31 protein-coding genes are annotated in these 25,119 nt (G+C 64.0%); 29 read left to right on the forward strand and 2 right to left on the reverse strand.

Translation table 11 applies throughout. The features are described from left to right. Positions 1–116: 116 nt before the first annotated feature. The 29 genes from HJG44_RS12525 (at position 117) to HJG44_RS12660 (ending at position 23,493) form a co-directional block, all read left to right on the forward strand. Complete coding sequence (locus HJG44_RS12525; protein ID WP_428977700.1) at positions 117–1,049, forward strand: DUF2493 domain-containing protein; 933 nt, start codon at positions 117–119, stop codon at positions 1,047–1,049. A 164-nt stretch (positions 1,050–1,213) separates the two neighbouring features. Continuing rightward, positions 1,214–1,630: a hypothetical protein gene (locus tag HJG44_RS12530; protein WP_171218692.1), complete on the forward strand. Its 417-nt coding sequence runs from the start codon at positions 1,214–1,216 to the stop codon at positions 1,628–1,630. Positions 1,631–2,334: 704 nt separating this feature from the next. Then, positions 2,335–2,736, forward strand: coding sequence for a single-stranded DNA-binding protein (locus HJG44_RS12535; protein ID WP_114076039.1), 402 nt, complete (start codon positions 2,335–2,337; stop codon positions 2,734–2,736). Between the two features lie 283 nt (positions 2,737–3,019). Beyond that, on the forward strand, positions 3,020–3,280 hold the full coding sequence (locus tag HJG44_RS12540; RefSeq protein WP_029371814.1) for a helix-turn-helix domain-containing protein: 261 nt from the start codon (positions 3,020–3,022) through the stop codon (positions 3,278–3,280). Positions 3,281–3,374: 94 nt separating this feature from the next. Next, a complete protein-coding gene (locus tag HJG44_RS12545) occupies positions 3,375–3,638 on the forward strand; it encodes a DNA -binding domain-containing protein (RefSeq protein WP_171218693.1) in 264 nt (87 codons plus the stop codon). 112 nt (positions 3,639–3,750) lie between these two features. Beyond that, entirely contained in the window at positions 3,751–4,005 is a 255-nt protein-coding gene (locus tag HJG44_RS23720; RefSeq protein WP_246736195.1) for a transcriptional regulator domain-containing protein, read from the forward strand. A gap of 196 nt (positions 4,006–4,201) precedes the next feature. Beyond that, positions 4,202–4,522, forward strand: a complete 321-nt coding sequence (locus tag HJG44_RS12550; RefSeq protein WP_171218983.1) for a DUF2285 domain-containing protein — start codon at positions 4,202–4,204, stop codon at positions 4,520–4,522. A 135-nt stretch (positions 4,523–4,657) separates the two neighbouring features. Next, the gene (locus HJG44_RS12555; protein WP_003167739.1) at positions 4,658–4,939 is read left to right on the forward strand and encodes a helix-turn-helix transcriptional regulator; all 282 of its coding nucleotides are present in this window, start codon (positions 4,658–4,660) and stop codon (positions 4,937–4,939) included. A 17-nt stretch (positions 4,940–4,956) separates the two neighbouring features. Beyond that, positions 4,957–6,117, forward strand: a complete 1,161-nt coding sequence (locus HJG44_RS12560; protein ID WP_029371818.1) for a replication initiator protein A — start codon at positions 4,957–4,959, stop codon at positions 6,115–6,117. Beyond that, positions 6,114–6,752 (forward strand): ParA family partition ATPase, encoded by a 639-nt coding sequence (parA, locus tag HJG44_RS12565; protein ID WP_171218694.1) that lies wholly within the window; start codon positions 6,114–6,116, stop codon positions 6,750–6,752. Before HJG44_RS12560 ends, parA begins: the two co-directional genes overlap by 4 nt. After that, complete coding sequence (locus tag HJG44_RS12570; protein WP_114076035.1) at positions 6,749–7,003, forward strand: hypothetical protein; 255 nt, start codon at positions 6,749–6,751, stop codon at positions 7,001–7,003. Before parA ends, HJG44_RS12570 begins: the two co-directional genes overlap by 4 nt. Beyond that, positions 7,000–7,521 carry a DUF2840 domain-containing protein gene (locus tag HJG44_RS12575; protein ID WP_171218695.1) on the forward strand — a complete coding sequence of 174 codons (522 nt, stop codon included), beginning with the start codon at positions 7,000–7,002 and terminating at the stop codon, positions 7,519–7,521. The genes HJG44_RS12570 and HJG44_RS12575 overlap by 4 nt, the downstream gene beginning before the upstream one ends. Continuing rightward, on the forward strand, positions 7,518–8,063 hold the full coding sequence (locus HJG44_RS12580) for a S26 family signal peptidase (RefSeq protein ID WP_171218696.1): 546 nt from the start codon (positions 7,518–7,520) through the stop codon (positions 8,061–8,063). The genes HJG44_RS12575 and HJG44_RS12580 overlap by 4 nt, the downstream gene beginning before the upstream one ends. A 68-nt stretch (positions 8,064–8,131) precedes the next feature. Beyond that, positions 8,132–8,470: a DUF736 domain-containing protein gene (locus HJG44_RS12585; RefSeq protein WP_003167733.1), complete on the forward strand. Its 339-nt coding sequence runs from the start codon at positions 8,132–8,134 to the stop codon at positions 8,468–8,470. 3 nt (positions 8,471–8,473) lie between these two features. After that, entirely contained in the window at positions 8,474–9,259 is a 786-nt protein-coding gene (locus HJG44_RS12590) for a lytic transglycosylase domain-containing protein (protein ID WP_210261072.1), read from the forward strand. Between the two features lie 250 nt (positions 9,260–9,509). After that, positions 9,510–11,273, forward strand: coding sequence for a relaxase/mobilization nuclease domain-containing protein (locus HJG44_RS12595; RefSeq protein WP_171218697.1), 1,764 nt, complete (start codon positions 9,510–9,512; stop codon positions 11,271–11,273). Positions 11,274–11,303: 30 nt separating this feature from the next. After that, entirely contained in the window at positions 11,304–13,295 is a 1,992-nt protein-coding gene (locus tag HJG44_RS12600) for a conjugal transfer protein TraG (RefSeq protein WP_171218698.1), read from the forward strand. 3 nt (positions 13,296–13,298) lie between these two features. Beyond that, complete coding sequence (locus HJG44_RS12605) at positions 13,299–13,745, forward strand: CopG family transcriptional regulator (RefSeq protein WP_171218699.1); 447 nt, start codon at positions 13,299–13,301, stop codon at positions 13,743–13,745. Positions 13,746–13,910: 165 nt separating this feature from the next. Next, a complete protein-coding gene (trbB, locus tag HJG44_RS12610) occupies positions 13,911–14,900 on the forward strand; it encodes a P-type conjugative transfer ATPase TrbB (protein WP_171218700.1) in 990 nt (329 codons plus the stop codon). Continuing rightward, a complete protein-coding gene (locus HJG44_RS12615) occupies positions 14,897–15,229 on the forward strand; it encodes a TrbC/VirB2 family type IV secretion system protein (RefSeq protein ID WP_003170525.1) in 333 nt (110 codons plus the stop codon). Before trbB ends, HJG44_RS12615 begins: the two co-directional genes overlap by 4 nt. Then, positions 15,229–15,510, forward strand: coding sequence for a VirB3 family type IV secretion system protein (locus tag HJG44_RS12620; protein ID WP_003170524.1), 282 nt, complete (start codon positions 15,229–15,231; stop codon positions 15,508–15,510). Before HJG44_RS12615 ends, HJG44_RS12620 begins: the two co-directional genes overlap by 1 nt. 13 nt (positions 15,511–15,523) lie before the next feature. Further along, complete coding sequence (trbE, locus tag HJG44_RS12625) at positions 15,524–17,980, forward strand: conjugal transfer protein TrbE (RefSeq protein WP_171218701.1); 2,457 nt, start codon at positions 15,524–15,526, stop codon at positions 17,978–17,980. Continuing rightward, entirely contained in the window at positions 17,977–18,756 is a 780-nt protein-coding gene (gene trbJ / locus HJG44_RS12630) for a P-type conjugative transfer protein TrbJ (protein WP_171218702.1), read from the forward strand. The genes trbE and trbJ overlap by 4 nt, the downstream gene beginning before the upstream one ends. Positions 18,757–18,766: 10 nt before the next feature. Further along, positions 18,767–19,054, forward strand: a complete 288-nt coding sequence (trbK-alt, locus tag HJG44_RS12635; protein ID WP_171218703.1) for a putative entry exclusion protein TrbK-alt — start codon at positions 18,767–18,769, stop codon at positions 19,052–19,054. 3 nt (positions 19,055–19,057) lie between these two features. Next, positions 19,058–20,416 (forward strand): P-type conjugative transfer protein TrbL, encoded by a 1,359-nt coding sequence (trbL, locus tag HJG44_RS12640; RefSeq protein WP_171218704.1) that lies wholly within the window; start codon positions 19,058–19,060, stop codon positions 20,414–20,416. After that, the gene (trbF, locus tag HJG44_RS12645; protein ID WP_010395139.1) at positions 20,413–21,102 is read left to right on the forward strand and encodes a conjugal transfer protein TrbF; all 690 of its coding nucleotides are present in this window, start codon (positions 20,413–20,415) and stop codon (positions 21,100–21,102) included. The genes trbL and trbF overlap by 4 nt, the downstream gene beginning before the upstream one ends. Positions 21,103–21,113: 11 nt before the next feature. Continuing rightward, positions 21,114–22,082, forward strand: coding sequence for a P-type conjugative transfer protein TrbG (trbG, locus tag HJG44_RS12650; RefSeq protein WP_246736196.1), 969 nt, complete (start codon positions 21,114–21,116; stop codon positions 22,080–22,082). 68 nt (positions 22,083–22,150) lie between these two features. After that, the gene (locus HJG44_RS12655; RefSeq protein WP_430395063.1) at positions 22,151–23,275 is read left to right on the forward strand and encodes a TraB/TrbI/VirB10 family type IV secretion system protein; all 1,125 of its coding nucleotides are present in this window, start codon (positions 22,151–22,153) and stop codon (positions 23,273–23,275) included. Further along, the gene (locus HJG44_RS12660) at positions 23,272–23,493 is read left to right on the forward strand and encodes a DUF2274 domain-containing protein (RefSeq protein ID WP_171218707.1); all 222 of its coding nucleotides are present in this window, start codon (positions 23,272–23,274) and stop codon (positions 23,491–23,493) included. Before HJG44_RS12655 ends, HJG44_RS12660 begins: the two co-directional genes overlap by 4 nt. A gap of 28 nt (positions 23,494–23,521) precedes the next feature. On the opposite strand, the gene HJG44_RS12665 is transcribed toward HJG44_RS12660, so the two are convergent. Together HJG44_RS12665 and HJG44_RS12670 are read right to left on the reverse strand one after the other, a co-directional pair. After that, on the reverse strand, positions 23,522–24,571 hold the full coding sequence (locus tag HJG44_RS12665) for a LysR family transcriptional regulator (protein ID WP_246736197.1): 1,050 nt from the start codon (positions 24,569–24,571) through the stop codon (positions 23,522–23,524). Positions 24,572–24,665: 94 nt separating this feature from the next. Further along, positions 24,666–25,118, reverse strand: coding sequence for a PTS sugar transporter subunit IIA (locus HJG44_RS12670; protein ID WP_137388824.1), 453 nt, complete (start codon positions 25,116–25,118; stop codon positions 24,666–24,668). Between the last annotated feature and the right edge of the window lies 1 nt (position 25,119).

Genomic DNA, 25,119 nt, shown 5'->3' on the forward strand with positions numbered 1-25,119 from the left:
TTGGCCATCAAGGCCCTCGCGGGAGCACGAGGGCTGCCAGGCCGTCCCGCCTGTGAGCTTCGACGCCTGCGAAGGCCGCGATGGGCGCGGTCTCCAGACGAAGGATGCTCCCGATGATGAACGAAGACGATGACGCAGGCTTCGAGCCGTTCCACACCTCATCCCCCACCGATCACGTCCTCACCGAACTCCAGCTCTATGGCTACCGCCCCTTCCAGGACGAACCCGATCCGCGTCCGCTGCCGGAGGGCAACACCGTCGCCGCAGCCGTCGCAGACATCTTCGACGCCCTCGTCTCGACGCTCGGCGACACCCGCCTCGAACCCGATCTCGACGATCTCCTCTGGTCGACGGTCAATCTCTTCCATCGCGCCGCCGACCGGGTCGAACGCGAACTCGACGACAACGAGCAGGGGCAGCGCCGCCTTCAGCGGGAACAGGATGGCAGCGAGGTCAAGAGCGTCGAACTCGAACGCCTCACGGCGGAGGGACAGACCCTGGTCGAACGGCGCAACAGCATGGAACTCTTCCGCGATCTCTCGGCGGACGCCTTCGAGCACCACACCGGCACGCCCTGGCGGCCGCGCAGCGGTTCGATGGTCAACCATCGCAACCTCACCTCGGCAATGATCGACAGCCGCGATTTCCTTGCCGCTAAGCGCCGGGCCGAGACCGAGGTGCTGCTGCCCGCCGGTCCCAGGGTCGCCGTGACGGGCGGTGCGGACTTCAACGATCACAACCTGATCTGGACGAAGCTCGATCAGGTCCATGCCAAGCACGCGGACATGGTGCTCCTGCACGGCGGCTCGCCGAAGGGCGCCGAACTGATCGCCTCCCGCTGGGCAGACAGTCGCAAGGTGCCGCAGGTCGCCTTCAAGCCCGACTGGACGAAGCACGCCAAGGCCGCGCCCTTCAAGCGCAACGACGCCATGCTCGATGTCCTGCCGGTCGGCGTCCTGGTCTTCCCCGGCACCGGCATTCAGGAGAACCTTGCGGACAAGGCGCGCAAGCTCGGCATTCCGGTCATGAAGTTCGACGGCGGCGCGTAAAGCGCCGCCGCTCGGCGGCCTGCCAGCCGCCTCTACTTGACTGAACACGAGGTTGATGGCTTTCTTGAAGAATATTTGCAGCAACGGCGAACTGGCATAGTCGCAGGCGGAGCGTATTATCCGGCAGCCTGTCGTGATCCTCAATCGTTCATGCGGAGGCTGCCGTGACCCTCATTCTGCTTGCCATCTCCCTGACGATCGCGCTTTGCGTCATCGCCTACAACTTTGCCATCTACGCCTTGCCGTTCATGGTCGGGCTGACGGCCTTTCAATATGTCTATGGAATGGACGCCGGCTTCCTGCTGTCGGCGCTCGCCGCCCTCGGAGCGGCGCTGCTTTCCGTGGCGCTGGTCATCGCCGTCGTAGGCTTTGCCAAGAACCCGGCCTTGCGGCTCATCGCCCTCGCCGTATTCGCTGTGCCGGCGATGATCGCCGGTTATGCGCTCGTGCATGGCGTCACGAAGAATTTCGTCGACTCGACGATCATGCTGAACCTGCTCGGCGGCGCGGGCGGTCTCTTCATCGGCATAGCGGCGATGCTCAATCTCAATGCACTCGGCACAGGCGTCCTGTCTCGCTGATGCGGCGATTGCGATCCGCCGCTCGTCACAAAAATCTGTGCCGGCTTGCACCGCCGGGCTCCTGGCATCCTGCTCAGAGGAATGGTCTGCCGGCGCTGTATCGGCCAGGGTCTTCGCTATGCTTGGTCCGGATGTGGAAGTCGGTCATTGGCCGGTGCTCTCTGCTGTAGCAAGGCCTCCACGCTCAGCCTCGTTTCCCTCGGTGTCGTGGCGTCCGTGAAAACCTTCCTGCTCTGCGGCCCTGCAATTCCCTAGATCGCACCTTCAGCCACCGCGGGCGGGAACGGCGCCATGCGCCCCGGAGCGCGATAGTCATTTCTTCCTGGTCTCGGCTCGCCTTCCGGCTGGTGGCGTGCTGTGGCTGCTGACGGCGATCCCGGCGGCGCACACCCTGCTGAAGCGGGTTTCATATCGGGGCTGTAGCGCCCTCGTTGCCGGGAAGGACGAACGGTTCTGCTGTGCGTCCCCGGTGTGAGCTTTCCGAGGCGCCAATCCCTCCGACTGACTGATCCCCTAAGTCCGTTCGGTTTCCGACCGCAACCCCCGCGGCTCCGGACCGTGTTGCCGCGCAAGCGCGGCTGCCCGCTCCACTCCGGGCCTTAAGGGCGAGGTGCCGCCAAGGCGGCACTTGCTGGCGTCTCCCGACGGCCTTGGCCGGGTCTCGTCGGAGGGATGGTCCCTTCGAGAAGCAACGGAGACTTACAATGCAGAACATCGTCATTCTTGCCGGCAACATCGGCCAGGACCCCGAAACCCGCAACACCCAGAGCGGCACCTCGATCACCCACTTCACGCTGGCCACCTCGCGCCCCCGCTACTCGGAAGGCAAGGTTGTCCGAGACAAGGACGGCTACCGCGTCCAGGACACCGAGTGGCACCGGATCACCGCCTTCAACGGCCTCGGCAAGACGATCCAGCAGCATTGCGAGAAGGGCATGAAGGTTCTGGTTCGCGGCCGCATCCACTACACCAAGTGGACCGATCAGCAGGGCGTTGAGCGCTACGGCTGCGAGATCATCGCCGAGACGGTGGACTTCCTCAGCCGGGCAAAGCAGACCCAGAACGACGACGGCAAGTTCATCGACGACGATGACATCCCGTTCTGAGCGGGATACCGGGAGCCCGGCGGCGTAAGTCGCCGGGATTTCCTAATTGTCTGGCGTTCCTGGCATGAGTAGTCGTCTCCCGGCAGCACGATAAGCTTCGAACAATCTTTCCTGCCCGCCTTGGCTTGCGGAGAGAGAACCCAGCACCGCCCGAATCGCCCCCGCCACTGACCCGACGTCAAATCTTTAGGAACACCGATTCTGGGTCGCTTTCCACTCCAACTCCGTCTATAATAGCCGTAGTTCTGGCGTGACGTTGACGCACGGTGGGAGGTGATCATGCATGATCACTTCCCGACAAACACGGGCCGCGCGCGCATTACTGGGTTGGACACAGGAGATGCTCGCTGACAAGGCCAAGGTTTCGCTGACGGCGCTCAAGCGCATGGAGTCGGCCGCTGAACTGCGTGTGTATGAAAGCACCAGCGACCAGGTCCGCAGAGCGCTTGAGGCCGAAGGAATCGCCTTCATCAGATCGGGCCGCAACGAAGGGGTTATGCTTGTCGATGTGCACGAAGCAGCCGAACGCAGCAGAGTCCGGTAATTCCCACCCTTCTATCGCCTCCCGCTTGTCATCGTCGCGCTGTAATGGTGCTTAAGAATAGCAACCGCCATCCCAGAGTGTCACGTGCCGACTAATGACCACAATTGATTTCCTCGACGAAGCCCCTTCCATGCTGTCGCTCACCGAATATGACCGACAGCACATCAAACTCTATGCTCGTCTGCTGGACGCAGAGGCAGATGGAGCAGACTGGCGGGAAGCGGCCGAGGTTCTTTTCGGCATCTGTCCAAGGACTGAGCCGGACCGCGCTCGCCGCGTCCACGACAGCCATCTGGCTCGCGCACACTGGATGACCGAGCATGGCTACCGGCAGCTCAGGCGCGGCCGGCCTCATTAGATTCCGTGTTGTCTCAAGTGCAACGCCTGTTGCGCCTTGCAGCCTTCCCAAGAAATAGAATCCCCGGAATCAATTCGCTCTGTACGCGTATTCGCTGAACGGGGAGGATTAAATGACGCCCGATACAAGAGAATGGCGATCATCAACTACATACGACTATCTTGATCGGGCAGATGTAGATGCACTGGCGTGGGAGTGCCTTCGGCGCAATCTCGATTACCAGCGCGACTACGCAAACTCCATCCGCACGGCCTCCAAACCTGGGCCTGAGACCGAAGCGATCGGCTATCGCTGGGGTCTCCGATTTCCCCGCCAGGCCCAGCCTGAATGCACTCGAACAACCTGTTTTCTGGACGCCGGAAGCTGACACCAGCGTAGTCCATATCGGACCCGCCCCGGAAATTGAGCAGGTCAGCCCTCGCATTTTCGAGGATATTCGCTCGGAAATCAGCCGCAGTTCAGAGGAAGGACTGCATATATCGGTTCTCACCGGAAGCGGTCGCCTGCATCTTGTCGCGAGAGCGGGTCTCGAGCCGACGCAGTCCATCGCCGCCATCATTCCGATGGACGCCCACAGCCTGGATCGTGTCCAGTCTCTGATCAGACTCTGGCGAAGCCTTCACGGCCTGTCTGTTCCACAGGACAGCCGGATGACGGCGCAGCAGCGCCGTCGTCTCAAAAACATGCTACGCGCCGCTGACGGCCGTTTGCACAATGCCGACTATCGCGAGATCGCCGAAGCGATTTTCGGCGTTGAACGCGTTGCCAGCGACCCCTGGAAAACGTCCGCGCTCCGGGACGCTGTCCTCGATCTGGTCAAGGACGGCTTCGCGATGATCGACGGTGGCTATCGCAAGCTTCTTCGCCACCGCCGTCGTTCATAACCTGCGCTACTAGGGCAAGGTGTGCGAATTAGGCCCCCTCAAGTTCGCACTCCCCCCTCGCTATTCTTCTTCGCCACCGTGGCCTTCGTTCGCCGCTGATCGCCAGCGGCTCCCGCGAAAGCCACGGAGGCCACCATGAACGCCAATCTCGCGACCCTGCCGCCGCGCTTCCTCCGCACCAAGGAAGCCGCCGAATTCCTCAGTCTCTCGGCCCGTACCCTCGAAAAGCACCGGACCTACGGCACCGGGCCGGCCTATCGCAAGCTTGGCGGGCGCGTCGTCTATTCCGTCAATGAGCTTGAGGCATGGGCTGAACGCGGCGCCGTGACGTCCACCTCCGATCCGCGGGGCAGCGTGCTGCCCGCGAAACGCCATGAGCCCGCACCGGCATCCCATGCCGGCCGTCACGCCCGCTGATCCGCGCGGTGTTTTCAATGACGACGCGGCATCGCCCATCTCCGGAGCGCGGACAACTCGATCTGTTCCACGCGCTCCCTGGCGATTTCGCGCCCCGCGACGCGCAGGACCTCATGGCCTATCCGTTCTTCTCCCTCTCCAAGTCACACCGCACCGCGCCGATCGATTTCGTCGCCGGCGACGTGAGCATCCGCGTCGAGGCAGTTCCCGATCATGGCATGGCCACAATCTGGGATGCCGACATCCTCATCTGGGCGGCGAGCCAGATCGTCGAAGCGCGCGACAAGGGTCTTCGCACTTCGCGCCTGATGGCCGCCACCCCCTACGAGATCCTCAATTTCATCGGTCGCGGCGTATCGATGCGCGATTATCAGCGCCTCAAGGCTGCACTCGACCGGCTGCAGTCGACCACGGTCGCAACCTCGATACGGCAAGCGGCCGAAGGCCGCCGCCACCGTTTCTCCTGGATCAATGAATGGCAGGAGCGCACCGATCGCCAGGGGCGTCCCGCCGGCATCGAGCTGATCGTGCCGGACTGGTTCTACCGCGCCGTTCTCGACGATGCGCTCGTCCTGACCATCGACCGGGACTATTTCGGTCTCACTGGAGGCCTCGATCGCTGGCTCTACCGCATTGTGCGCAAGCATGGCGGCAAACAACGCAATGGCTGGCGCTTCGACTTCCGCCACCTGCATCAGAAATCCGGCAGTCTATCGCCATTCAAACGCTTCGCGTTCGAGCTGCGCGACATCATTCGCCGCCAGCCATTGCCTGGCTACTCGCTGTTCCTTGAGGTCGAAGTCGGCGGCCGGTTGCTGCTTGCTTTCGAACCATCGGCGGCCTGTGGACAACCTGTGGACGGCCTCGTGCTATCAGGAACCCGACCTATCGTGCTATCGGGAACCGGAGGCTCGTGCTATCGGGAACCGAAACAGGGTGTAAGCTCTGGAAACAAAAAACGAAATCGCGCCCTTAACTTAGAGTCTAACCAAGAATCTAACTTTGAAGAGCGCGCGCGCGATGTGGAAAACATCGCCGGAAGGCGGCCGAACCAGGCCAAAAAGCCATCACTTCAAGCGCATGTAACCGATCAGGCTCTTCGTAGCTCCGCCTGTACGGACCGCTCTTCCGGCCACGCGCATCGCACCTTCGGCGACGAGCCTGGAGGCGCGAAATGATCGTCGCGCTTCTCAATCAGAAAGGCGGCGTCGGCAAAACGACGCTCGCGCTGCATCTCTCCGGTCAATGGGCGCGTGAAGGCAAGCGCATCACCCTGATCGATGCCGACCCGCAGGGATCGGCGCTCGACTGGTCGCAGCAACGCACCCGCGAGGGCCTGCCTCGCCTGTTCGGCGTCATCGGCCTAGCGCGCGACACACTTCATCGCGAGGCGCCCGAGCTCGCGCGTGACGCCGCTCACATCGTCATCGACGGACCACCGCGCGTTGCAGGTCTTATGCGTTCGGCGCTGCTCGCCGCCGATCTTGTCCTGATCCCTGTGCAGCCGTCACCGCTCGATGGCTGGGCCTCGGCCGAAATGCTGGCGCTGCTCGCAGAGGCCCGAATCTATCGGCCGCAACTCATGGCCCGCTTCGTACTCAACCGCTGCGCTGCACGCACCGTCATCGCCCGCGAGACCGCCGAGACACTGGCCGATCACGATCCGCCCCTGCTGTCGGCGACGATCGGCCAGCGTGTCGCCTTCGCCGACCTGGCACAGTCCGGGCGCCTCGTTTTTGAGGCCGACGACAATAGCGCGGCCGCGCGCGAGATCGCCGCCCTGACTGCGGAAGTCGGGAGGTTGGCGCCATGACCAAAGCCAGCGCCCGGCGTGGCTTCGTCGCCCGTCCTTCCGACCCAGACGACTGGATCAAGTCCGCTGAACCGGTGTCGCCCGGTCCAGCTTCCAGCACGGGCTTCACCGCAAGGCTGACCATCGACGTCACGCCGGAGGTGCGCGGTCGCATCAAGATCGCCGCCTTTCAACGCGGCGTCACCGTCGCCGACATGCTTCGCGAATTGCTCGCGCGCGAATTCCCCCAATCGCCAGGAGACCCGTCATGACCGGCATCGCGGCCCCCCGCATGCGCGGCGGCTCGACGCCGTCGTCTTTCCAAACCGACCGTCTCACCCACGTCGAGCTGACATGGGTGGAAAAGCAGATCGAATACTGGATCAGGTTCGGTCAAGACGTGCAGGAGACGATCCTTGATCGCCGCCGCCGCGTCCTCTCCTTCAGGCCCGGCACGACTTTCGCCTTCGTCCGGTGGGCCTCCAACGACTTCGGCACGATCATCTCGCGCATCGATATCGTGCGCGCCATCACGCCCGGCGAACCCTATCAGACGCTGCCCTTTGTGCGCCCCGGCGGCGACATCCTGCTCAAGATCGAAAGCTGGCCGAAGGTCGAACGCGTGCTGCAGCTCATCGACGCGATCGAGGCCCTTTCGCTCGATCCGGCCGAAGCCGCGCCAGACTATTGGCGGCATGTACACAACCGACTGAGCGCCGGCCAGGACGCACGCCGCTACTCGCGCGATCAGCACCAGGCGTGGCTTAAGCGCCGGAGGATCGCGCCATGACCGACCTCAAATGGGCCATGGCGACGTTCGTAGCGTCCAGCGCGATCGCCGTGACGACGTGGATCGACGCCCCCACCAAACTCATCTGGAATGCCTCGGCCAGCACCCCGATCGGTTTCTATTCGGTCGAACCTGCAAAGCGGCTCGAAGTCACCGATCTGGTCGCCGTCGCTGCGCCGGAACCGATTGCGAGCTTTCTCGCCGACGGCGGATACCTGCCGCGCGACACGCCGCTCCTGAAACGGGTTCTCGGCCTTCCCGGGCAGACCGTCTGCCGCTCCGGCGTCCTGATCAGTGTCGACGGCGTCGCGATGGGAACGGCTCTCCAACGCGACCGCATCGACCGCCCGCTCCCCGATTGGCAGGGCTGCCGCATCGTCTCGGACGGCGAGGTCTTCCTCATGAACTGGGACGTTCCCGACAGTCTGGACGGCCGCTATTTCGGCCCGATCCCGGCCAGCGCCGTCATCGGCCGCGCGGTTCCCTTGTGGACCGACGAGGACGGCCACGGCCGCTTCGAATGGCGGGCGCCAACGCGGTGATCGCCCAGCCTGGGGCGGGCGTACTGCTCGCCCAATCCTTCTCCACCGCATCTTGAAAGGAAACCGCCATGCCGCAAATCGGCGAATTCACCCGCGAGGAATCCGGCTTCACCGGCCGCATTCATACGCTCACCCTGTTTCGCGAGATCACCATCGTTCCCGTCGATCCTTCGGACGTCGAGAACGCGCCGAGCTACCGCGTCCATCACGGCGCGGATGACAACGCACCGGAGATCGGCGCGGCCTGGACGGAGTCCAGCGAAAAGGCTGGCGAATATCTCTCACTGCTGATCGACGACCCCAGCTTTGCGCAGCCGATCCGTGCCCGCCTGTTCCAGAACGGGGCTGATACGACCTCCTGGTCTTTGCACTGGAGCCGCCCTCAGAAGCGCGGCGAACGGGAATAGCGCATGCGGATCGCTCGCACGAAGCCCGCATCGCCGATGTCAACCGGGCGGCCTCGCGCTGCCCGGTGCGTCATCCTCTTCCTCCTTTCCGGCCTGTCTATTTCCGCCGCGCCGCCGCTCGCCGTTCTCGCGCAGAGCGCCCCGTCGATCGCGCAGCCAATCCGCGACCCTCACGCCGCCTTCGTGACCGAAGCCTCGCAGCGTTTCGGCATTCCCGAACACTGGATCAGGTCGGTGCGCCGCGTCGAAAGCGCCGATGACGTGCGCGCCGTCTCATCGGCGGGCGCAATGGGCCTGATGCAGGTCATGCCCGCCACCTGGGCGGAATTGCGCGTCCGTTATGGCCTTGGACGCGATCCGTTCGACCCGCGCGACAACATCATCGCCGGTACGGCCTATCTGCGCGAAATGTACGATCGCTACGGATCGCCGGGCTTTCTTGCAGCCTATAACGCTGGACCCGGACGCTATGAGGAATACCTCGCGGGCCGCCCCCTTCCGGCAGAAACCCGCGCCTATGTCGCCACGCTCGCGCCATTGATCGGCGGGGCAAACCTGTCGCCACCCGCACCGGGGACCGTCGCCGTTGCCGCCGCCGACCCGCACGCTTGGCGACGAGCGCCGCTCTTCGTCACGCCGTCAGCCCACGGTCTGGATGCGCGCAAAACGATATCCGAACCGCAAGAAAATGACACCCCGACTGCGCCGTCATCGGGGGAAGGTCCCGCCAATTCTGCGCAATACGGCAGCATTTTCGTTGCCCGTGCCGATGATGGAGACCCGCAATGAGCCGGTTCGCATTATGGCGCAGCTTGGCGTGTTCCCGAGAGCGTTGTGCGGAAGGGTGGGAGGAGCAGAGAGCAGCGACAGCAGGACGGCGAGATAAAAGGGCCTCGCCAAATTCGCACAAGCCATTGACATGGCTTGGCTTTTGGCGTGCCGGTCGGTCGGGTCGCGTGCCGCGACTGCTGGTTTACCCAGCGATTTCAACGCTGTTTTCGGCACTGTGCGCCTTCGCGCCGTCTCGGGAGGTCCTCCCATGAGCGAAGGCGACAGCGATTTCCGCGTCCGCCCAGGACGCATCAAATCCACCCGCGCGCCCAAGTCCAAGAGCTTCATCAATCAAGTGCTGAGGGCCTCGAAGAAGGCCGGGCACAGCTCTGGCGAAGGGCAGACCGCCAAGAGAAGCGCCGGCCGTGGTCATTCAACCTTCGGGCGTGGACGAACCAGTTTCAGCCGTTCGCGCATATTCAGTGCTTCGCGCCGTGTCGTCATCAAGGCGCGCGTGGTCCGCCATCGGGGCAAGTCATTCCGCTCCGCGCCACTCTCGGCTCATGTGTCCTACCTGAAGCGCGAAGGCGTCAGCCGTGACGGGGAGAAGGGGGTCTTGTTCGACGCGACGAACGAGCGCGCCGACGATCTCGCCTTCTCCGACCGATGCAGGGATGACCGGCATCATTTTCGATTCATCGTCTCTCCCGAAGACGCGGGGGACATGACCGATCTGCGGGAGTTCACCCGCGACCTCGCCAACCAGATGGAATCGGATCTGGGCACCAAGCTCGACTGGGTCGCCGTCGATCACTGGAACACCGACAATCCGCATGTGCATTTGCTTGTGCGCGGCGTCGATGAGACCGGCGCCGATTTGGTGATCTCGCGCGACTATATCAGCCGCGGCCTGCGCTCCCGCGCCGAGGATCTTGTCTCCATCGAGCTCGGCCCCAAGCCCGAACATGAAGTCCGCAACGCGCTGGAAAAGGAAGTCACCGCCGAGCGCTGGACCCGGCTCGATGTTGAAATCCGCATCGCCGCCGACGAGACCGGCTTTATCGACCTGCGCCCCGAGGCGAACGGCAAGGCCGATCCCTCGCTGCGCCGCCTGATGATCGGCAGGCTCCAGCATCTCGAAAGGATGGAGCTCGCGGCACAAGGCTCTCCAGGGGAATGGACCGTCGGGCTGCAGGCCGAACGCACACTGCGCGATCTCGGCATTCGCGGCGACATCATCAAGACCATGCACCGCGCCTTTACCGAGCGTGGTCAGGATCGCGGCGTCAGCGATTACACGATCGACGGCGGCGGGGCGGGTTCACCCGTTATCGGCCGCCTGGTCGATCGCGGCCTGCATGACGAGCTGACCGGCGAAGCCTATGCGGTGATCGACGGCACGGACGGCCGCGCGCACCATGTCCGCTTCCGCGGGATCGAGGCCTTCGAGCATGCGCCCCCGATTGGCGGCATCGTCGAGGTGCGTCGCTTCGGCGGCCCCGACGATTCCCGGCCGACGCTGGCGCTCGCCAACCGATCGGACTTCGATCTCAACCGCCAGATCACGGCGCCGGGCGCGACCTGGCTGGATCATCGCCTGGTTGAGCGCGAGGCGATGCCCATGTCGATGGGAGGCTTCGGCGCCGAGGTGCGCGACGCCATGCAGGCGCGCGCCGAGCATCTGGCCGATGAGGGCCTTGCCCGCCGGCAGGGCCAACGCATCCTGCTGCAACGCGATCTGCTCAATACGCTGCGACAGCGCGAGCTCGATGCCGTTGGCACGAAGCTCCAGAGCGAACACGGACTGCCGTACCAGAAAGCGCAGGCCGGCGAGCATGTCGCCGGTGTCTATCGCCAGCGTATCGCGCTCACCTCGGGCCGCTTCGCCATGATCGACAACGGGCTCGGCTTCCAGCTCGTGCCCTGGACACCGCCGCTCGAAAAGAAGCTCGGCCAGCATATCGCCGGCGTCGCCAAGGGGCATGGCGGCATCGAGTGGAGCCTGGGCCGCCAGCGCGGCCTGGGCCTCTAGCACCACAAGCAGCAAGAAAGGACCCGGCGAATGTCCGCCACCAAAATCCTCTGGGGCCAGATCCTTACCGTCTTTTTGATCATCCTCCTCACCACCTGGGGCGCGACGCAATATGTCGCCTGGCAACTTGGCTATCAGGCCCAGCTCGGCACACCATGGTTCGAGCTTGCCGGCACGCCAATCTATTATCCCCCGGCGATCTTCTGGTGGTGGTACTTCTTCGACGCCTATGCGCCGGGCGTGTTCGCCAAGGGCGGCGTCATCGCCGCATCAGGCGGCTTCATCGCCATCTCGGTCGCCATCGGCATGTCGGTGTGGCGCGCCCGCGAACAGAAGAACATCGAAACCTATGGCTCGGCTCGATGGGCGAAACCGCAGGAGGTGAAGGCGGCGGGCCTGCTCAACCCTGACGGCGTCGTCCTCGGTAAGCTCGATCGTGACTATCTTCGCCACGACGGACCGGAGCATGTTCTGTGTTTTGCTCCGACCCGATCCGGCAAGGGTGTCGGCCTCGTCGTCCCAACCCTGCTGACCTGGCCGGGCTCCGTCGTCGTCCACGACATCAAGGGCGAAAACTGGCAGCTCACCGCCGGCTTCCGCTCGAAGCACGGTCGGGTGCTGCTGTTCGACCCCACCAATCCGAAATCGGCCGCCTACAATCCTCTGCTCGAAGTGCGGCGCGGCGAGTGGGAGGTGCGCGACGTCCAGAACGTCGCTGACGTCCTGGTCGACCCCGAGGGTTCGCTGGAGAAACGCAACCACTGGGAAAAGACCAGTCACTCTTTGCTGGTCGGCGCCATCCTTCACGTCCTCTATGCCGAGAAGGACAAGACCCTCGCCGGCGTCGCAGGTTTCCTGTCCGACCCGAAGCGCCCGATCGAAACCACGCTGGCGGCGATGATGACCACGCCACATCTCGGCGAGGCCGGCCCGCATCCTGTCATCGCTTCGACGGCCCGCGAACTGCTCAACAAGTCCGACAACGAGCGCTCCGGCGTCCTGTCTACCGCCATGTCCTTTCTAGGCTTGTATCGCGATCCCGTTGTCGCCGAGGTGACACGCCGCTGCGACTGGCGCATCGCCGACCTTATCGAGGACGCGCGGCCGGCGACCCTCTACCTGGTGGTCCCGCCATCCGACATCTCGCGCACCAAGCCGTTGATCCGGCTTGTGCTCAACCAGATCGGCCGCCGCCTGACCGAGGATCTGCACACCAAGGCCCGGCGACACCGGGTCCTGATGATGCTCGACGAGTTTCCGGCTCTCGGCCGTCTCGACTTCTTCGAAAGCGCGCTCGCCTTCATAGCCGGCTACGGCATGAAAGCCTTCCTCATCGCTCAGTCGCTCAACCAGATCGAAAAGGCCTACGGCGCCAACAACTCGATCCTCGACAACTGCCATGTCCGCGTGAGCTTCGCGACCAATGACGAGCGCACCGCAAAGCGCGTCTCGGATGCGCTCGGCACCGCCACAGAAATGAAGGCGATGAAAAACTACGCCGGGCACCGTCTGTCGCCCTGGCTCGGTCACCTCATGGTGTCGCGCTCTGAAACCGCGCGTCCGCTGCTGACCCCCGGCGAGATCATGCAGCTTCCGCCCAACGATGAAATCGTCATGTTGGCGGCGACCCCGCCGATCCGGGCCAACAAGGCGCGCTACTTCGAGGACAAGCGCTTCGTCGAGCGCGTACTGCCCCCACCGGACCCGGCTAAAACCAGTCGCACGACGCGCAAGGATGCGTGGACAGAGCTGAAGCCGCAGGCGCCGGACGCTGCGCTGCTCGCCGAGATCCAGAAGGCCGAGCAAGACGCGGCCAATAGCGGCCTTCGTCGAGAGCCCGAGCTTCCCGACCATGTCGCAATCGTCAAGGAAACGACCGATCCGAACCCTGCCGACGAGTTCAAAGCCCTGCTCGACGACGAACCCGAGGACGCCGCGCGCCAGCGGCAAGCGCTTCGCCGCCAGATGAGCGGCATCGCGCGCCAGGTCGCCATGGACCCCAACGACAATATGGAGCTCTGAGCCATGCGCGACCGGATGAACGTATACTTCCCGCCCGAGATGCTGCGCCAGATCGCAGACCTTGCTGACCGAAAGAAAATCTCACGCTCGGCGATCGTCGAAGCCGCAGTCGCATCGTTTCTCTCGCCAGATGGCGCAGACAAGCGCGAAGCCGCCCTCACACGCCGTCTCGACCGTATGACAAGGCAGATCCAGCGCATCGAACGCGATCTCGGCATCACCGCCGAGACGCTAGCGCTATACGTTCGCTTTTGGCTGTCGGTCACACCGCCGCTGACCAGCGACGCCAACGCCGCTGCGCAGCCAAAAGGCCGCGAACGCTATGAAGGGTTCATTGAGACAATCGGGCGACGACTACAGCAGGGTCAGAGTTTCCTACGGGAGATCCCGGACGACGTGGTTCCTGACCTAGAACCTGGCGAAGGCGATTCGCCAGAAGCGAAGCAATAGTTATACCCTTTTCGAATCTTCCCGAAGTCCGCTCCGCCGTTCGCCTGTATTTGCACTCTACGCTACTACTACGACAAAGACTTGTTGAATCAGCCCAACTTCGGGCTCTTTTAATCGTCCCCGATCCAGGGCCGGCTGAACGGTCCCTGGCCGCAAGGGGACGACATGGCGGCATCTCACCAGAAATCGGAAGCGATCACGCGCGGCGCGCGCATGCTGCGCACAGCCCTTGGACCGGCCATCGCGCGGTTTCTGGAAGACCCGTCGATCGTCGAGGTGATGCTCAATCCTGACGGCCGGCTCTGGATCGACCGGCTGTCCGAAGGCCTGTCTGACACAGGCGAGCGGCTGGCGCCCGCAGATGGCGAACGGATCGTGCGACTCGTCGCGCACCATGTCGGCGCCGAGGTCCATCCCGGCAATCCGCGGGTGTCGGCCGAACTGCCCGAAACGGGGGAGCGGTTTGAGGGCCTGTTGCCCCCGGTTGTTGCGGCGCCGGCTTTCGCGATCCGCAAACCAGCCGTCGCAGTCTTCACGCTCGACGACTATGTGGCCGCCGGAATCATGTCGGCGGACCAGGCCGAGGCTCTGCGCGGGGCGGTCGCCGCCCGGGCCAACATCCTTGTCGCCGGCGGCACCTCGACCGGCAAGACCACGCTCACCAATGCGTTGCTCGCCGAGGTCTCCAAGACCACGGATCGCGTCGTCATCATCGAGGACACGCGCGAGCTGCAATGCTCCGCACCCAACCTGGTCGCCATGCGCACCAAAGACGGTGTCGCCACCTTGTCGGATCTGGTGCGGTCCTCACTGCGATTGCGCCCAGACCGCATTCCGATCGGAGAGGTCCGCGGCTCCGAAGCTCTCGACCTGCTTAAGGCCTGGGGAACGGGTCATCCGGGCGGCATCGGCACCATCCATGCCGGCACAGGGATCGGTGCGCTGCGCCGCCTCGAGCAACTCATCCAGGAAGCCGTCGTCACCGTCCCAAGGGCGCTGATCGCCGAGACCATCGACCTTGTGGCCGTTCTTGCTGGTCGTGGCTCGCAACGCCGGCTCGCCGAACTTGCGCGCGTCGATGGCCTCGGCCCGGACGGCGACTACCGCGTCACTCCCGCAACCTCAGCCTCAAGCCCAACAGGAGATCCCTCATGATCCGTCACGCCCGGCGCATCCGCCGCCATGTCACGGCAGCAGCAGCCGTCACCTATGCGACCCTGATCCTCACCCCGGCCGCTCACGCTTCCGGTTCGTCCATGCCCTGGGAGGCGCCGCTTCAATCGATTCTGCAATCGATCGAGGGCCCGGTCGCCAAGATCGTCGCGGTCATCATCATCATCGTCACCGGCCTCACACTGGCCTTCGGCGACTCGTCCGGCGGGTTCCGCCGTCTGATTCAGATCGTGTTCGGTCTGTCGATCGCGTTCGCCGCATCCAGTTTCTTCCTCTCCTTCTTCTCGTTCGGCGGCGGGGCGCTCGTCTGATGGCGGGGAGGCTGGAACAGCTCGACGAGGTGCCGGGCTTCACCGTGCAGGTCCACCGGGCGCTAACCGAGCACATCCTGCTCGGCGGCGCCCCGCGCTCCATCGCCATCATGAACGGCACTTTGGCCGGCGCCGTCGGCCTCGGTCTGCGCCTCTGGCTTGTCGGCCTTGCCATCTGGGTTGTCGGCCACTTTGCCGCCGTCTGGGCCGCCAAGCGCGACCCGCTCTTCGTCGAGGTCGGGCGGAGGCATCTGCGCATCCCCGGCCACCTGTCGGTCTGAGGGAGCACCGCCCATGATGAACCTTGCCGAATATCGCCGCACTGCCAGCCGCCTGGCGGATTTCCTGCCTTGGGCGGCTCTGGTGGGCCACGGCGCCGTCCTCAACAAGGACGGTTCGTTCCAGCGTACCGCACGCTTCCGCGGCCCCGACCTCGACAGTGCCGTTGCGGCCGAATTGGTCGCGGTCGCGGGACGCCTCAATAACGCCTTCCGTCGGCTCGGCTCTGGCTGGGCGATCTTCGTTGAAGCGCAACGGCACGAAGCCTCGACCTATCCCAAGAGCCGTTTTCCCGATCCGGCTTCGGCCTTGGTCGATGCCGAGCGTAAGGCCGACTTCGAAGAAGCCGGCGCTCATTTCATTTCCGGCTACTTCCTGACCTTCACCTACCTGCCGCCGGCCGAAGATGCGGCGCGTACCGAAGCGTGGCTCTATGAAGGACGCGACCGAAGCGGCGTCGATCCGCACGAAGTCCTGCGCGGCTTCATCGATCGCACCGACCGGGTGCTGTCGCTGCTCGATGGTTTCATGCCGGAATGCGGCTGGCTCGATGACGCCGAGACGCTGACCTATCTGCATTCCTGCGTTTCAACCAACCGTCATCGGGTGCGGGTCCCCGAAACGCCGATCTATCTGGATGCTCTGCTCGCCGATCAGCCGCTCACCGGTGGGCTTGAGCCGCGTCTGGGACATTCCGATCTGCGCATCCTCACTATCGTCGGCTTCCCCACCGCGACGACACCCGGAATCCTGGACGAGCTGAACCGTCTTGCATTCCCCTATCGCTGGTCGACAAGGGCAATCCTGCTCGACAAGACCGACGCGACCAAGCTGCTCACCAGGATCAGGCGGCAATGGTTCGCCAAGCGCAAATCCATCGCCGCGATCCTGAAAGAAATCATGACCAACGAGGCATCCGCCCTCGTTGACACCGACGCAGCCAATAAGGCCGCAGACGCCGATCTCGCGCTCCAGGAACTCGGGGCCGACTATGCCGGCCAGGCCTATGTCACGGCGACGATCACCGTCTGGGACAACGACCCGCGGATCGCAGACGAAAAGCTGCGTTTGGTCGAGAAGGTGGTCCAGGGCCGCGACTTCACCGCCATGCCCGAGACCATCAACGCCGTAGACGCATGGCTCGGCTCGCTGCCGGGCAATGTCTACGCCAATGTTCGGCAGCCGCCGATTTCCACGCTCAATCTCGCCCACATGATCCCGCTTTCAGCGGTGTGGGCGGGGCCGGAACGGGACGAGCACTTCGGGTCGCCCCCCTTGCTGTTCGGCAAGACCGAGGGAAGCACTCCGTTCCGGTTTTCCCTTCATGTCGGAGACGTCGGCCATACGCTCGTCGTCGGTCCGACTGGTGCGGGCAAGTCCGTGCTGCTGGCGCTGATGGCGCTCCAATTCCGCCGCTACGAAAACTCACAGGTTTTCGCCTTCGACTTCGGCGGCTCCATTCGGGCCGCGGCATTGGCGATGGGCGGCGATTGGCACGACCTTGGTGGTGACCTGACTGACGGCGCCGAATCTTCCGTGTCGCTTCAGCCTCTCGCGCGCGTTCATGACGTGCCCGAACGCGCCTGGGCGGCCGACTGGCTCATCGCCATCCTCATGCGCGAAGGCATCCAGATCACGCCGGAGGTGAAGGAACACCTCTGGTCCGCCTTAACGTCGCTCGCCTCCGCCCCTGTCCAGGAACGCACCATCACCGGCCTGTGCGTGCTGCTGCAATCGAACGATCTCAAGCAAGCCTTGCGGTCCTATTGCGTCGGCGGGCCTTATGGTCGGCTTCTTGATGCCGAGAACGAGCATCTTGGGCATGCAGCGGTGCAGGCGTTCGAGATCGAGGGCCTTGTCGGCACAGGCTCAGCGCCCGCCGTTCTCGCCTATCTCTTTCACCGCATCGGCGACCGCCTCGACGGATCGCCCACACTGCTGATCATCGACGAAGGCTGGCTCGCCCTCGATGACGAAGGCTTCGCAGGTCAGCTCCGCGAATGGCTGAAGACCCTGCGCAAGAAGAACGCCTCGGTCATCTTCGCCACCCAATCGCTCAGCGACATCGATGGCTCGGCGATCGCCCCGGCCATCATCGAAAGCTGCCCGACGCGGCTGTTGCTGCCTAACGAACGAGCGATCGAGCCCCAGATCACCGCAATCTATCGTCGCTTCGGATTGAATGATCGGCAGATCGAGATCCTCGCGCGGGCCACACCGAAGCGGGACTATTACTGCCAGTCGCGACGCGGCAACCGCTTGTTCGACCTGGGCCTCTCCGAAGTGGGCCTCGCGCTAACCGCGGCTTCCTCCAAAACCGATCAGACGGCCATCGCCAGGATCTTGGCCGAGCATGGGCCGGAGGGGTTTCTCCCCGCATGGCTGCGCCTGCGCGGCGTCGGCTGGGCCGCCGACCTTATCCCCGATCTCGCCAATCTCGTTCCCCCAGCCCCCAAGGAGACTACGTCATGACTATCCATCGTTCCCGCTCGCGCGCACTATTCATGGCCGCGACAATGCTGGCGATGCCCGTCGCCCTGTCGCCGATCTTCATCTCTCAGGCGCATGCTCAATTTGGCTTCGGACGGATCGTCTATGATCCGTCCAATTACGCGCAGAACGTGCTCACTGCCGCGCGCACGCTCGAACAGATCAATAACCAGATCACACAGCTCCAGAATGAAGCGCAGATGCTCATCAATCAGGCGCGCAATCTCGCGAGCCTGCCGCATTCCTCGCTCCAGCAGCTTCAACAGGGCTTTCAGCGCACGCAACAGCTTCTGAGCCAGGCTCAGAACATCGCGTTCGATGTTCAGGGCATCGATCGGGCCTTTCAGCAACAATACAGCAATGTCTCACTGTCGACGACGGAACAGCAGCTCGTCGCCGATGCACGCTCACGCTGGCAGAACACCGTGGGCGGACTGCAGGACGCCATGCGCGTCCAGGCCGGCGTGGTCGGCAACATCGACACGAACCGCGCCGAAGTTTCGACGCTGGTCGGCCAAAGCCAGGGGGCGACAGGCGCGCTCCAGGCGACCCAGGCCGGCAATCAGCTTCTCGCTCTCCAGTCGCAGCAGCTCTCCGATCTTGTCGCATTGCTTGCGGCCGATGGACGTGCCGGGGCGCTGACCGAAGCAGAAAGGGCTGCCGCAGCCGAACAGGGGCGCGAACAACGCCGCCGGTTCCTGACGCCTGGCTCCGGCTATCAGCCCGGCAACGCCCAGATGTTCAACAACGGCAACTGAGGGCGCGAGCATGGATGGCAAGCTGCTGGCACGGCTCGGCGCGGTCGTCTTCGTCGCCATCGCGATCACTGCGACGGCGATCGAGATGACCCGGAAGGAGGAAGCTCCCGCAGAGGAGCCCGCGCGTCTCGCAGAGCCCGTGCGCAATCCCCTGCGCGAGGCTCAACGCCGGTGCCAGCAGCTTGGTCAGAGCGCCGCAAGCGATGCGGACTGCATGCGCGTCTGGGCCGAAACCCGCGACCGCTTCCTCGGCCGTGCGCCGGCGCCCACAGCCCCACCTCAGAATCAAGGACAGTGATCCATGGGCGGTACCGGCGTCATCGACACATTCCTCGGGACCTTCACCCGCTACATCGATTCCGGCTTCGGCCTGCTTGGCGGCGAAGTCGCCTTCATCGCCACAACCCTCATCGTCATCGACGTGACGCTGGCCGCGCTCTTCTGGTCCTGGGGAGCCGACGACGACATCATCGCGCGCCTTGTAAAGAAGACACTTTTCGTCGGCGTCTTCGCCTACATCATCGGCAACTGGAACAATCTGGCGAACATCGTCTTCGACAGTTTCGCCGGCCTCGGTCTGAAGGGTTCGGGCACCAGCTTCACCGTTCAGGATCTTTTACGCCCCGGCAAGGTGGCGCAGACCGGCCTCGATGCCGCCCGTCCATTGCTCGAATCCATTTCCGATCTGATGGGGTGGATCGCCTTCTTCGAGAACTTCATCCAGATCGCCTGCCTGCTGTTCGCATGGGCTCTGGTGCTTCTCGCCTTCTTCATCCTGGCCGTGCAGCTTTTCGTAACGCTGATCGAGTTCAAGCTGACGACGCTCGCCGGCTTTGTGCTGATACCCTTCGGGCTGTTCGGCAAGACCGCCTTCATGGCCGAACGCGTGCTGGGCAACGTCGTGTCATCCGGCATCAAGGTCCTGGTGCTTGCCGTCATCATCGGCATCGGATCGACGCTGTTCTCCCAGTTTACCGCTGGCTTAGGCGGCGAGACCCCTACAATTGATGAGGCCATGGCCGTTGTCCTCGCTGCGCTTTCGCTGCTCGGCCTGGGAATCTTCGGTCCTGGCATAGCCAGCGGGCTTGTCTCAGGCGGTCCGCAGCTCGGCGCCGGCGCCGCAGTCGGTACGGGGCTTGCCGTCGGCGGCGCGGCTCTTGCCGCCGGTGGTGCAGCGGGCCTTGCCGTCAAGGGTGGCGCTGCAGCCATGTCCGGTGGAGGGGCCGCCGTGCGTGGCGGTGCTGCCGCAGCCGGCGCCGCATCCTCGGCCTACAGTCTCGGTTCTCTTGGTCAGACCGGCGCGTCGAGCGTGGCCTCGGGCCTCGGAGGCGTCGCACGCGCCGCAGGTTCGGCTGCCGCATCGCCGCTCAAGCGCGCCGCATCGAAGGCCAGCGAAAGCGTCAAGTCCAGCTTCGCCGAAGGCTCGAAGGCCGGCTTTGGAGCGACCGGCGGGTCCTCGACCATGGGGACCATAGGCGGCGCCGACGCTGCCGCCGCTTCCGCCAGCCCCCCGCGAGATGGAGCCCCTGACTGGGCGAAGCGCATGAAACGCAGCCAGGCACTCAGCCACGGCGTCTCAGCGGCCGGTCAGGCCGTCCGCTCCGGCGACAGCCATGGCGGCGGCTCTTCCGTCAACCTTTCTGAAAGTGATCGCTCATGAGCCTCTTCAAACGACCCGCCACCCACTACGGCAAGACACCCGAACCTGAAACACCATATCAGAAGGCTGCTCAGGTCTGGGACGAACGCATCGGCTCGGCCCGCGTGCAGGCGAAGAACTGGCGCTACATGGCGTTCGGCAGCCTGATTCTCACAGCGGGGTTTGCCGCGGCCCTGGTCTGGCAGTCAGCACGCGGGACCGTCGTACCCTGGGTCGTGCAGGTCGATAATCTCGGCCAGGCGCAAACCGTCGCACCAGCCTCCGCGGACTACCGGCCCAACGACCCTCAGATCGCTTTCCACCTTGCTCGCTTCATCGAACAGACCCGAGCGATCCCGTCTGACGCCATTATCGTGCGCCAGAACTGGCTTCGCGCTTATGAATGGACCACTGATCGCGGCGCCGCAGCGCTGAACGACTACGCCCGCTCCAACGACCCCTTCACACGGGTCGGCCGCCAGCAAGTCGCCGTAGAAGTCTCAAGTGTGATCCGGGCTTCCCCCGACAGCTTCCGTGTCGCCTGGACAGAGCGTCACTATGAAAACGGCCAGCTCGCCCGAACGGAACGCTGGACCGCCATCCTGACCATCGTCATCCAGACGCCGCGCGACGCAGAACGCCTCCGCGCCAATCCTCTGGGCATCTATGTCAATGCCATCAACTGGTCGCGGGAGATGAGCCAATGAGCCGCCCTCCGATGAGCAAATCCGCGTTTCAGGGTTTATCCAGATCTGGCCTCGCGATCGTTCTGCTTTCCGCGACCGTACTCGCCGGTTGCGCGACCAATCGGCCGCCGCAAATCAGTTACGACTCGGACGTGCCGCCGCTGCCCGCCGTGCCGGCAGTCGTCACGGACGCGCAGCCGAGGCCATTGCATGTCCCTCCGGCATGGACGCCGGCAAGAGGGGGGACAGCCGCCAACACCCCGGAGGGGCGCGTCCAGAACGCCAACTCGGCCGCCCGCGTTCAGCCTCGCCGCGAAGGCTATTTCAACTCGATCCAGATCTATCCCTGGAGCGAAGGCGCGCTCTATCAGGTCTATGCCGCGCCCGGCCAGATCACCAATATCGCGCTGGAGCCAGGGGAGAGCCTGACCGGGGCCGGCCCCATTGCTGCTGGCGACACGGCACGATGGATCATCGGCGATACCGAAAGCGGCAGCGGCGCGACCCGTCGCGTCCATATCCTCGTCAAACCAAGTCGCGCTGACATCACGACCAACCTCGTCATCACGACCGATCGGCGGGTCTATATGATCGAGCTGCGCTCCGGCGAAGCGCCCTATATGCCCGCCGTCGCTTGGGCCTACCCGCAGCCGCCCGCAGGTCAGAGACAGAGCGTCCCGGCGACGCCCGTCATCCCCGTCGCCTCGGCGCGCAATTATCGCTACGGCTTGACCGGCGATTCACCGCCCTGGCGGCCGGTGTCGGTCTATGATGACGGACGGCGGGTCTATGTCGAGTTCCCGCGCGGCATCGTGCAGGGCGAGATGCCGCCGCTGTTCGTCATTGGTTTCGATGGCGAAGCGCAGATCGCCAACAGCCGCATTTTCCAGCACATCCTGATCGTCGATCGTCTCTTCGGCGCAGCCGAGCTGAGACTCGGCAGTGGCGACCGCCAGCAAACCGTCAGGATTGTCCGCACCGACGGGAGGCCAGCGTCATGAGCAACAAGGAAGATAACCGCGATGACGGCCTGGCGCCCGCCGGTCCCACTGTCGAGTCAACCTCGACCATGCGGCTGCGCTCTGAGCCCCCGCGCGTCACCCGGCTATCCCGCAAGGTATTGGCTGGTGTCGGCCTTATCGCCAGCATCGGCATCGGCAGCGCGCTGATTTATGCGTTGCAGACGCGCCAAGGCGGGCCTGGCAACGAGGAGCTCTATTCCACGGAGAACAGAACCACTGCCGATGGTCTTGCGGGACTGCCGCGCGACTATACCGGACCGGTCCTCGGCCCGCCTTTGCCAGGCGATCTCGGCGGTCCGATACTCGACGCCCAGAACCGCGGCCAGCCCGTCGTGCCGCCAGCAATGGCGACACCCCAGGTCGATCCCGAGGAGCAACGTCGTCTCGCCGAGGAAGAAGCAGCTCGAACGAGCCGGGTGTTCTTCCAAACAGGACCTGGAACGGGCGCGCCGCCTGCAACCCCAGCCATGAGCAGTCCGTCGCTGGCGGGCCTCGGCCTGCCGGGTCAGATGGGAACACCAACCGCCCAGGAGCGGCAGAGCGCTTTCCTGAACGCTGCTGTCGATCGGCGCACGGTCGCGCCAGATCGCGTCATGGCCCCGGCATCACCCTATTTGCTTCAGGCCGGCGCGGTGATATCCGCCGCCCTCATAACCGGCATCCGCTCCGACCTTCCAGGCCAGATCACCGCCCAGGTGACCGAGCACATCTATGACAGTCCCACCGGCCGCATCCTGCTCGTCCCCCAAGGCACCCGTATCATCGGCGAATACAGCAATGATGTCGGCTTCGGACAACGCCGCGTGCTGCTGGTCTGGAACCGGCTGATCTTGCCGAACGGACGCTCTATCGTCCTGGAACGCCAGCCCGGCGCCGACACGCAAGGCTATGCCGGCCTTGAGGACGGCGTCGACTACCATTGGTGGGACCTTGCGAAAGCCGCCGGGTTGTCGACCCTTCTCGCCGTGGGCGCCGAGATCGCCGTCGACGATGAGGACCGTCTGATCCGCGCCATTCGCGACGGCGCCCAGGACACCATCAATGACGCTGGCCAGCAGATCATCCGCCGTCAGTTGCAGGTCGCGCCCACCCTGACAATCCGGCCGGGATTCCCGGTCCGGGTGATCGTCACTCGCGACCTGGTGCTCGAACCCTATGGAGCAGCGCAATGACCAAACTGAAGCTCGGCCCGATCGCCGAGGATAAGCCTGTAAAGATAACTCTGGATCTGCCCGGCGCTCTGCACCGTGACCTCAGTGCCTATGCGGAGGCGCTTGGTCGTGAATCCGGCCAACCCGTCATCGACCCCAAAAAGCTCATTGTTCCGATGCTTGAGCGGTTTATGGCAACCGACCGGGGGTTCGCCAAAGCGCGCCGAAATCGCGGCTGATAGTGATCCCGGACGTCGTCCGACAAGATCAGATAAGCCGCAGATGGTCTCCAGAGCCTTTGGACGCCAGTTTTGAGGCTAGCGATAGAAATCGCCGAAGTGCTGGATTATCCCGCCCGGGTGCCCACACTGCGCTGAACGGCACTATGTCTTCGTCCTCGACCAGAGGTCGCAGTACGAGCCGCGGGACTGAAACAAAGCTCCAGCCGGCCGATACCACGGTTATGCCCCTGCCGATAGCGACCATATTCATCAAGGTCTCCTGGTTGCATGGCATGATCTTGATGGCGGGATAGGTGCTGTAATCCGCCAAGCGACGAACGATGTAATCGTGGACTTCGAGTCCAGGCGCGCATTTCGTTGCCAAGAATTTCTGGTCGCGGAGCCACGACCATTCAATCGTTTCACGCTCGGCTAGATGATGATCCGCCGAGAACGCAACATGCACCCGCTCTTGCCAGAGTTCGGCGGTTTCACAATCGGCGATCGCGCCGTTCCCGGTAAAGAAAGCGATATCCAGTTGCCGGGACCGCAGTGCGGCTATGTGTTCAGCCCTTCCTCCATCCCTGATCTCTATGGCTACCCCTGGATGTGATAAGGCATACTGTTCAATCAGTTCCCTCAGAAACCCGCCCGCGAGCGAGGTCAGGACGCCGATGCTCAGGCTTCCGCTTTCACCGCGGCCCGCAGCACCGGCGGTTCGGGTCGCTCGCATGATCTGGTCAATCGCTGGACGGACGGCAGCGACAAATTGCTCTCCGGCATCCGTCAGGCAAATTCCGGAAGGGCATCGCTCGAAGAACGAAACGCCCACCACATCCTCAATGCGTTGCACGCCCCGGCTCACTGTCGCCGGATACTGGCCAAGCGCCTCCGCAGCCCGCCGAAAGCTGCGATAGTCCGCCGCCGCCACGACATACTGAAGCGCGCTCAGATCAAATGGGATCTTCTCGGACACGGGAGGAAAAGAAGGCCCCTCCGAATCGTGGTTTTCCTCCTCCATCCGCTCGACCTTCAGTCCGCCGGCGGAGGAAGCGATAACTGCCTCAGGATCAATGGCCTCGGGCAACAATCCCATTTGTGAAAAACCGCCACGGTCAGTCCTGGCGTCGCCACACGGGCGAAGCCAGCGACCTCTACGACCGCCTGCCTATCCGGTCGTCGGATACTCCTCATACCGGCTGTTCCACCAGGATGGAGTAAGCGGCATGCGCCGACTTCGCGCCGCGCAGCATTTTCATGACCTGCTCATCGCGCATCCGGCGGGCGACTGCGGCGAGAATCTTCAGGTACTCGTTGCTGCCTTCGGGGGACGACAGCAGCAGAAAGACAACATCGACCGGAAGGTCGTCCACTGCCTCGAAATCAATGGGCTTCTTCAGCACCATCAGCGCGGCGAAGGATGTCTGAAGGCCGGGGACTGGTGCATGAGGCATGGCGACGCCATGGCCGATGCCAGTCGAACCCAGACGCTCGCGGCCCAGCAACGCCGTGTGGATCGCTTCTTCGGTCAGCCCCGTGCGGGCGGCCGCATGCGCGGCCAGCTTCTTGATCAGGACGGCTTTTGTCGAGATGGATAGATCAAGGATCACGTCCTCTGGTGCAATTGCAGATGACAGGTTCATA

Origin of the sequence: Enterovirga aerilata, from assembly GCF_013044135.1 — a bacterium.
Taxonomy (GTDB): domain Bacteria; phylum Pseudomonadota; class Alphaproteobacteria; order Rhizobiales; family Beijerinckiaceae; genus Enterovirga; species Enterovirga aerilata.

Coding starts and splice junctions, on each gene's coding strand:
- HJG44_RS12595 (WP_171218697.1), top strand. CDS start 9,510: ATGAGCGAAGGCGACAGCGATTTCCGCGTCCGCCCAGGACGCATCAAA.
- HJG44_RS12560 (WP_029371818.1), top strand. CDS start 4,957: ATGACGACGCGGCATCGCCCATCTCCGGAGCGCGGACAACTCGATCTG.
- HJG44_RS12600 (WP_171218698.1), top strand. CDS start 11,304: ATGTCCGCCACCAAAATCCTCTGGGGCCAGATCCTTACCGTCTTTTTG.
- HJG44_RS12590 (WP_210261072.1), top strand. CDS start 8,474: ATGCGGATCGCTCGCACGAAGCCCGCATCGCCGATGTCAACCGGGCGG.
- HJG44_RS12580 (WP_171218696.1), top strand. CDS start 7,518: ATGACCGACCTCAAATGGGCCATGGCGACGTTCGTAGCGTCCAGCGCG.
- HJG44_RS12575 (WP_171218695.1), top strand. CDS start 7,000: ATGACCGGCATCGCGGCCCCCCGCATGCGCGGCGGCTCGACGCCGTCG.
- parA (WP_171218694.1), top strand. CDS start 6,114: ATGATCGTCGCGCTTCTCAATCAGAAAGGCGGCGTCGGCAAAACGACG.
- HJG44_RS12655 (WP_430395063.1), top strand. CDS start 22,151: ATGCGGCTGCGCTCTGAGCCCCCGCGCGTCACCCGGCTATCCCGCAAG.
- trbB (WP_171218700.1), top strand. CDS start 13,911: ATGGCGGCATCTCACCAGAAATCGGAAGCGATCACGCGCGGCGCGCGC.
- HJG44_RS12605 (WP_171218699.1), top strand. CDS start 13,299: ATGCGCGACCGGATGAACGTATACTTCCCGCCCGAGATGCTGCGCCAG.
- HJG44_RS12585 (WP_003167733.1), top strand. CDS start 8,132: ATGCCGCAAATCGGCGAATTCACCCGCGAGGAATCCGGCTTCACCGGC.
- HJG44_RS12665 (WP_246736197.1), bottom strand. CDS start 24,571: ATGGGATTGTTGCCCGAGGCCATTGATCCTGAGGCAGTTATCGCTTCC.
- HJG44_RS12660 (WP_171218707.1), top strand. CDS start 23,272: ATGACCAAACTGAAGCTCGGCCCGATCGCCGAGGATAAGCCTGTAAAG.
- HJG44_RS12525 (WP_428977700.1), top strand. CDS start 117: ATGAACGAAGACGATGACGCAGGCTTCGAGCCGTTCCACACCTCATCC.
- HJG44_RS12540 (WP_029371814.1), top strand. CDS start 3,020: ATGATCACTTCCCGACAAACACGGGCCGCGCGCGCATTACTGGGTTGG.
- trbG (WP_246736196.1), top strand. CDS start 21,114: ATGAGCAAATCCGCGTTTCAGGGTTTATCCAGATCTGGCCTCGCGATC.
- HJG44_RS12620 (WP_003170524.1), top strand. CDS start 15,229: ATGGCGGGGAGGCTGGAACAGCTCGACGAGGTGCCGGGCTTCACCGTG.
- trbK-alt (WP_171218703.1), top strand. CDS start 18,767: ATGGATGGCAAGCTGCTGGCACGGCTCGGCGCGGTCGTCTTCGTCGCC.
- HJG44_RS12570 (WP_114076035.1), top strand. CDS start 6,749: ATGACCAAAGCCAGCGCCCGGCGTGGCTTCGTCGCCCGTCCTTCCGAC.
- trbE (WP_171218701.1), top strand. CDS start 15,524: ATGATGAACCTTGCCGAATATCGCCGCACTGCCAGCCGCCTGGCGGAT.
- trbL (WP_171218704.1), top strand. CDS start 19,058: ATGGGCGGTACCGGCGTCATCGACACATTCCTCGGGACCTTCACCCGC.
- HJG44_RS12555 (WP_003167739.1), top strand. CDS start 4,658: ATGAACGCCAATCTCGCGACCCTGCCGCCGCGCTTCCTCCGCACCAAG.
- HJG44_RS23720 (WP_246736195.1), top strand. CDS start 3,751: ATGACGCCCGATACAAGAGAATGGCGATCATCAACTACATACGACTAT.
- HJG44_RS12670 (WP_137388824.1), bottom strand. CDS start 25,118: ATGAACCTGTCATCTGCAATTGCACCAGAGGACGTGATCCTTGATCTA.
- HJG44_RS12545 (WP_171218693.1), top strand. CDS start 3,375: ATGACCACAATTGATTTCCTCGACGAAGCCCCTTCCATGCTGTCGCTC.
- trbF (WP_010395139.1), top strand. CDS start 20,413: ATGAGCCTCTTCAAACGACCCGCCACCCACTACGGCAAGACACCCGAA.
- trbJ (WP_171218702.1), top strand. CDS start 17,977: ATGACTATCCATCGTTCCCGCTCGCGCGCACTATTCATGGCCGCGACA.
- HJG44_RS12550 (WP_171218983.1), top strand. CDS start 4,202: ATGGACGCCCACAGCCTGGATCGTGTCCAGTCTCTGATCAGACTCTGG.
- HJG44_RS12615 (WP_003170525.1), top strand. CDS start 14,897: ATGATCCGTCACGCCCGGCGCATCCGCCGCCATGTCACGGCAGCAGCA.
- HJG44_RS12535 (WP_114076039.1), top strand. CDS start 2,335: ATGCAGAACATCGTCATTCTTGCCGGCAACATCGGCCAGGACCCCGAA.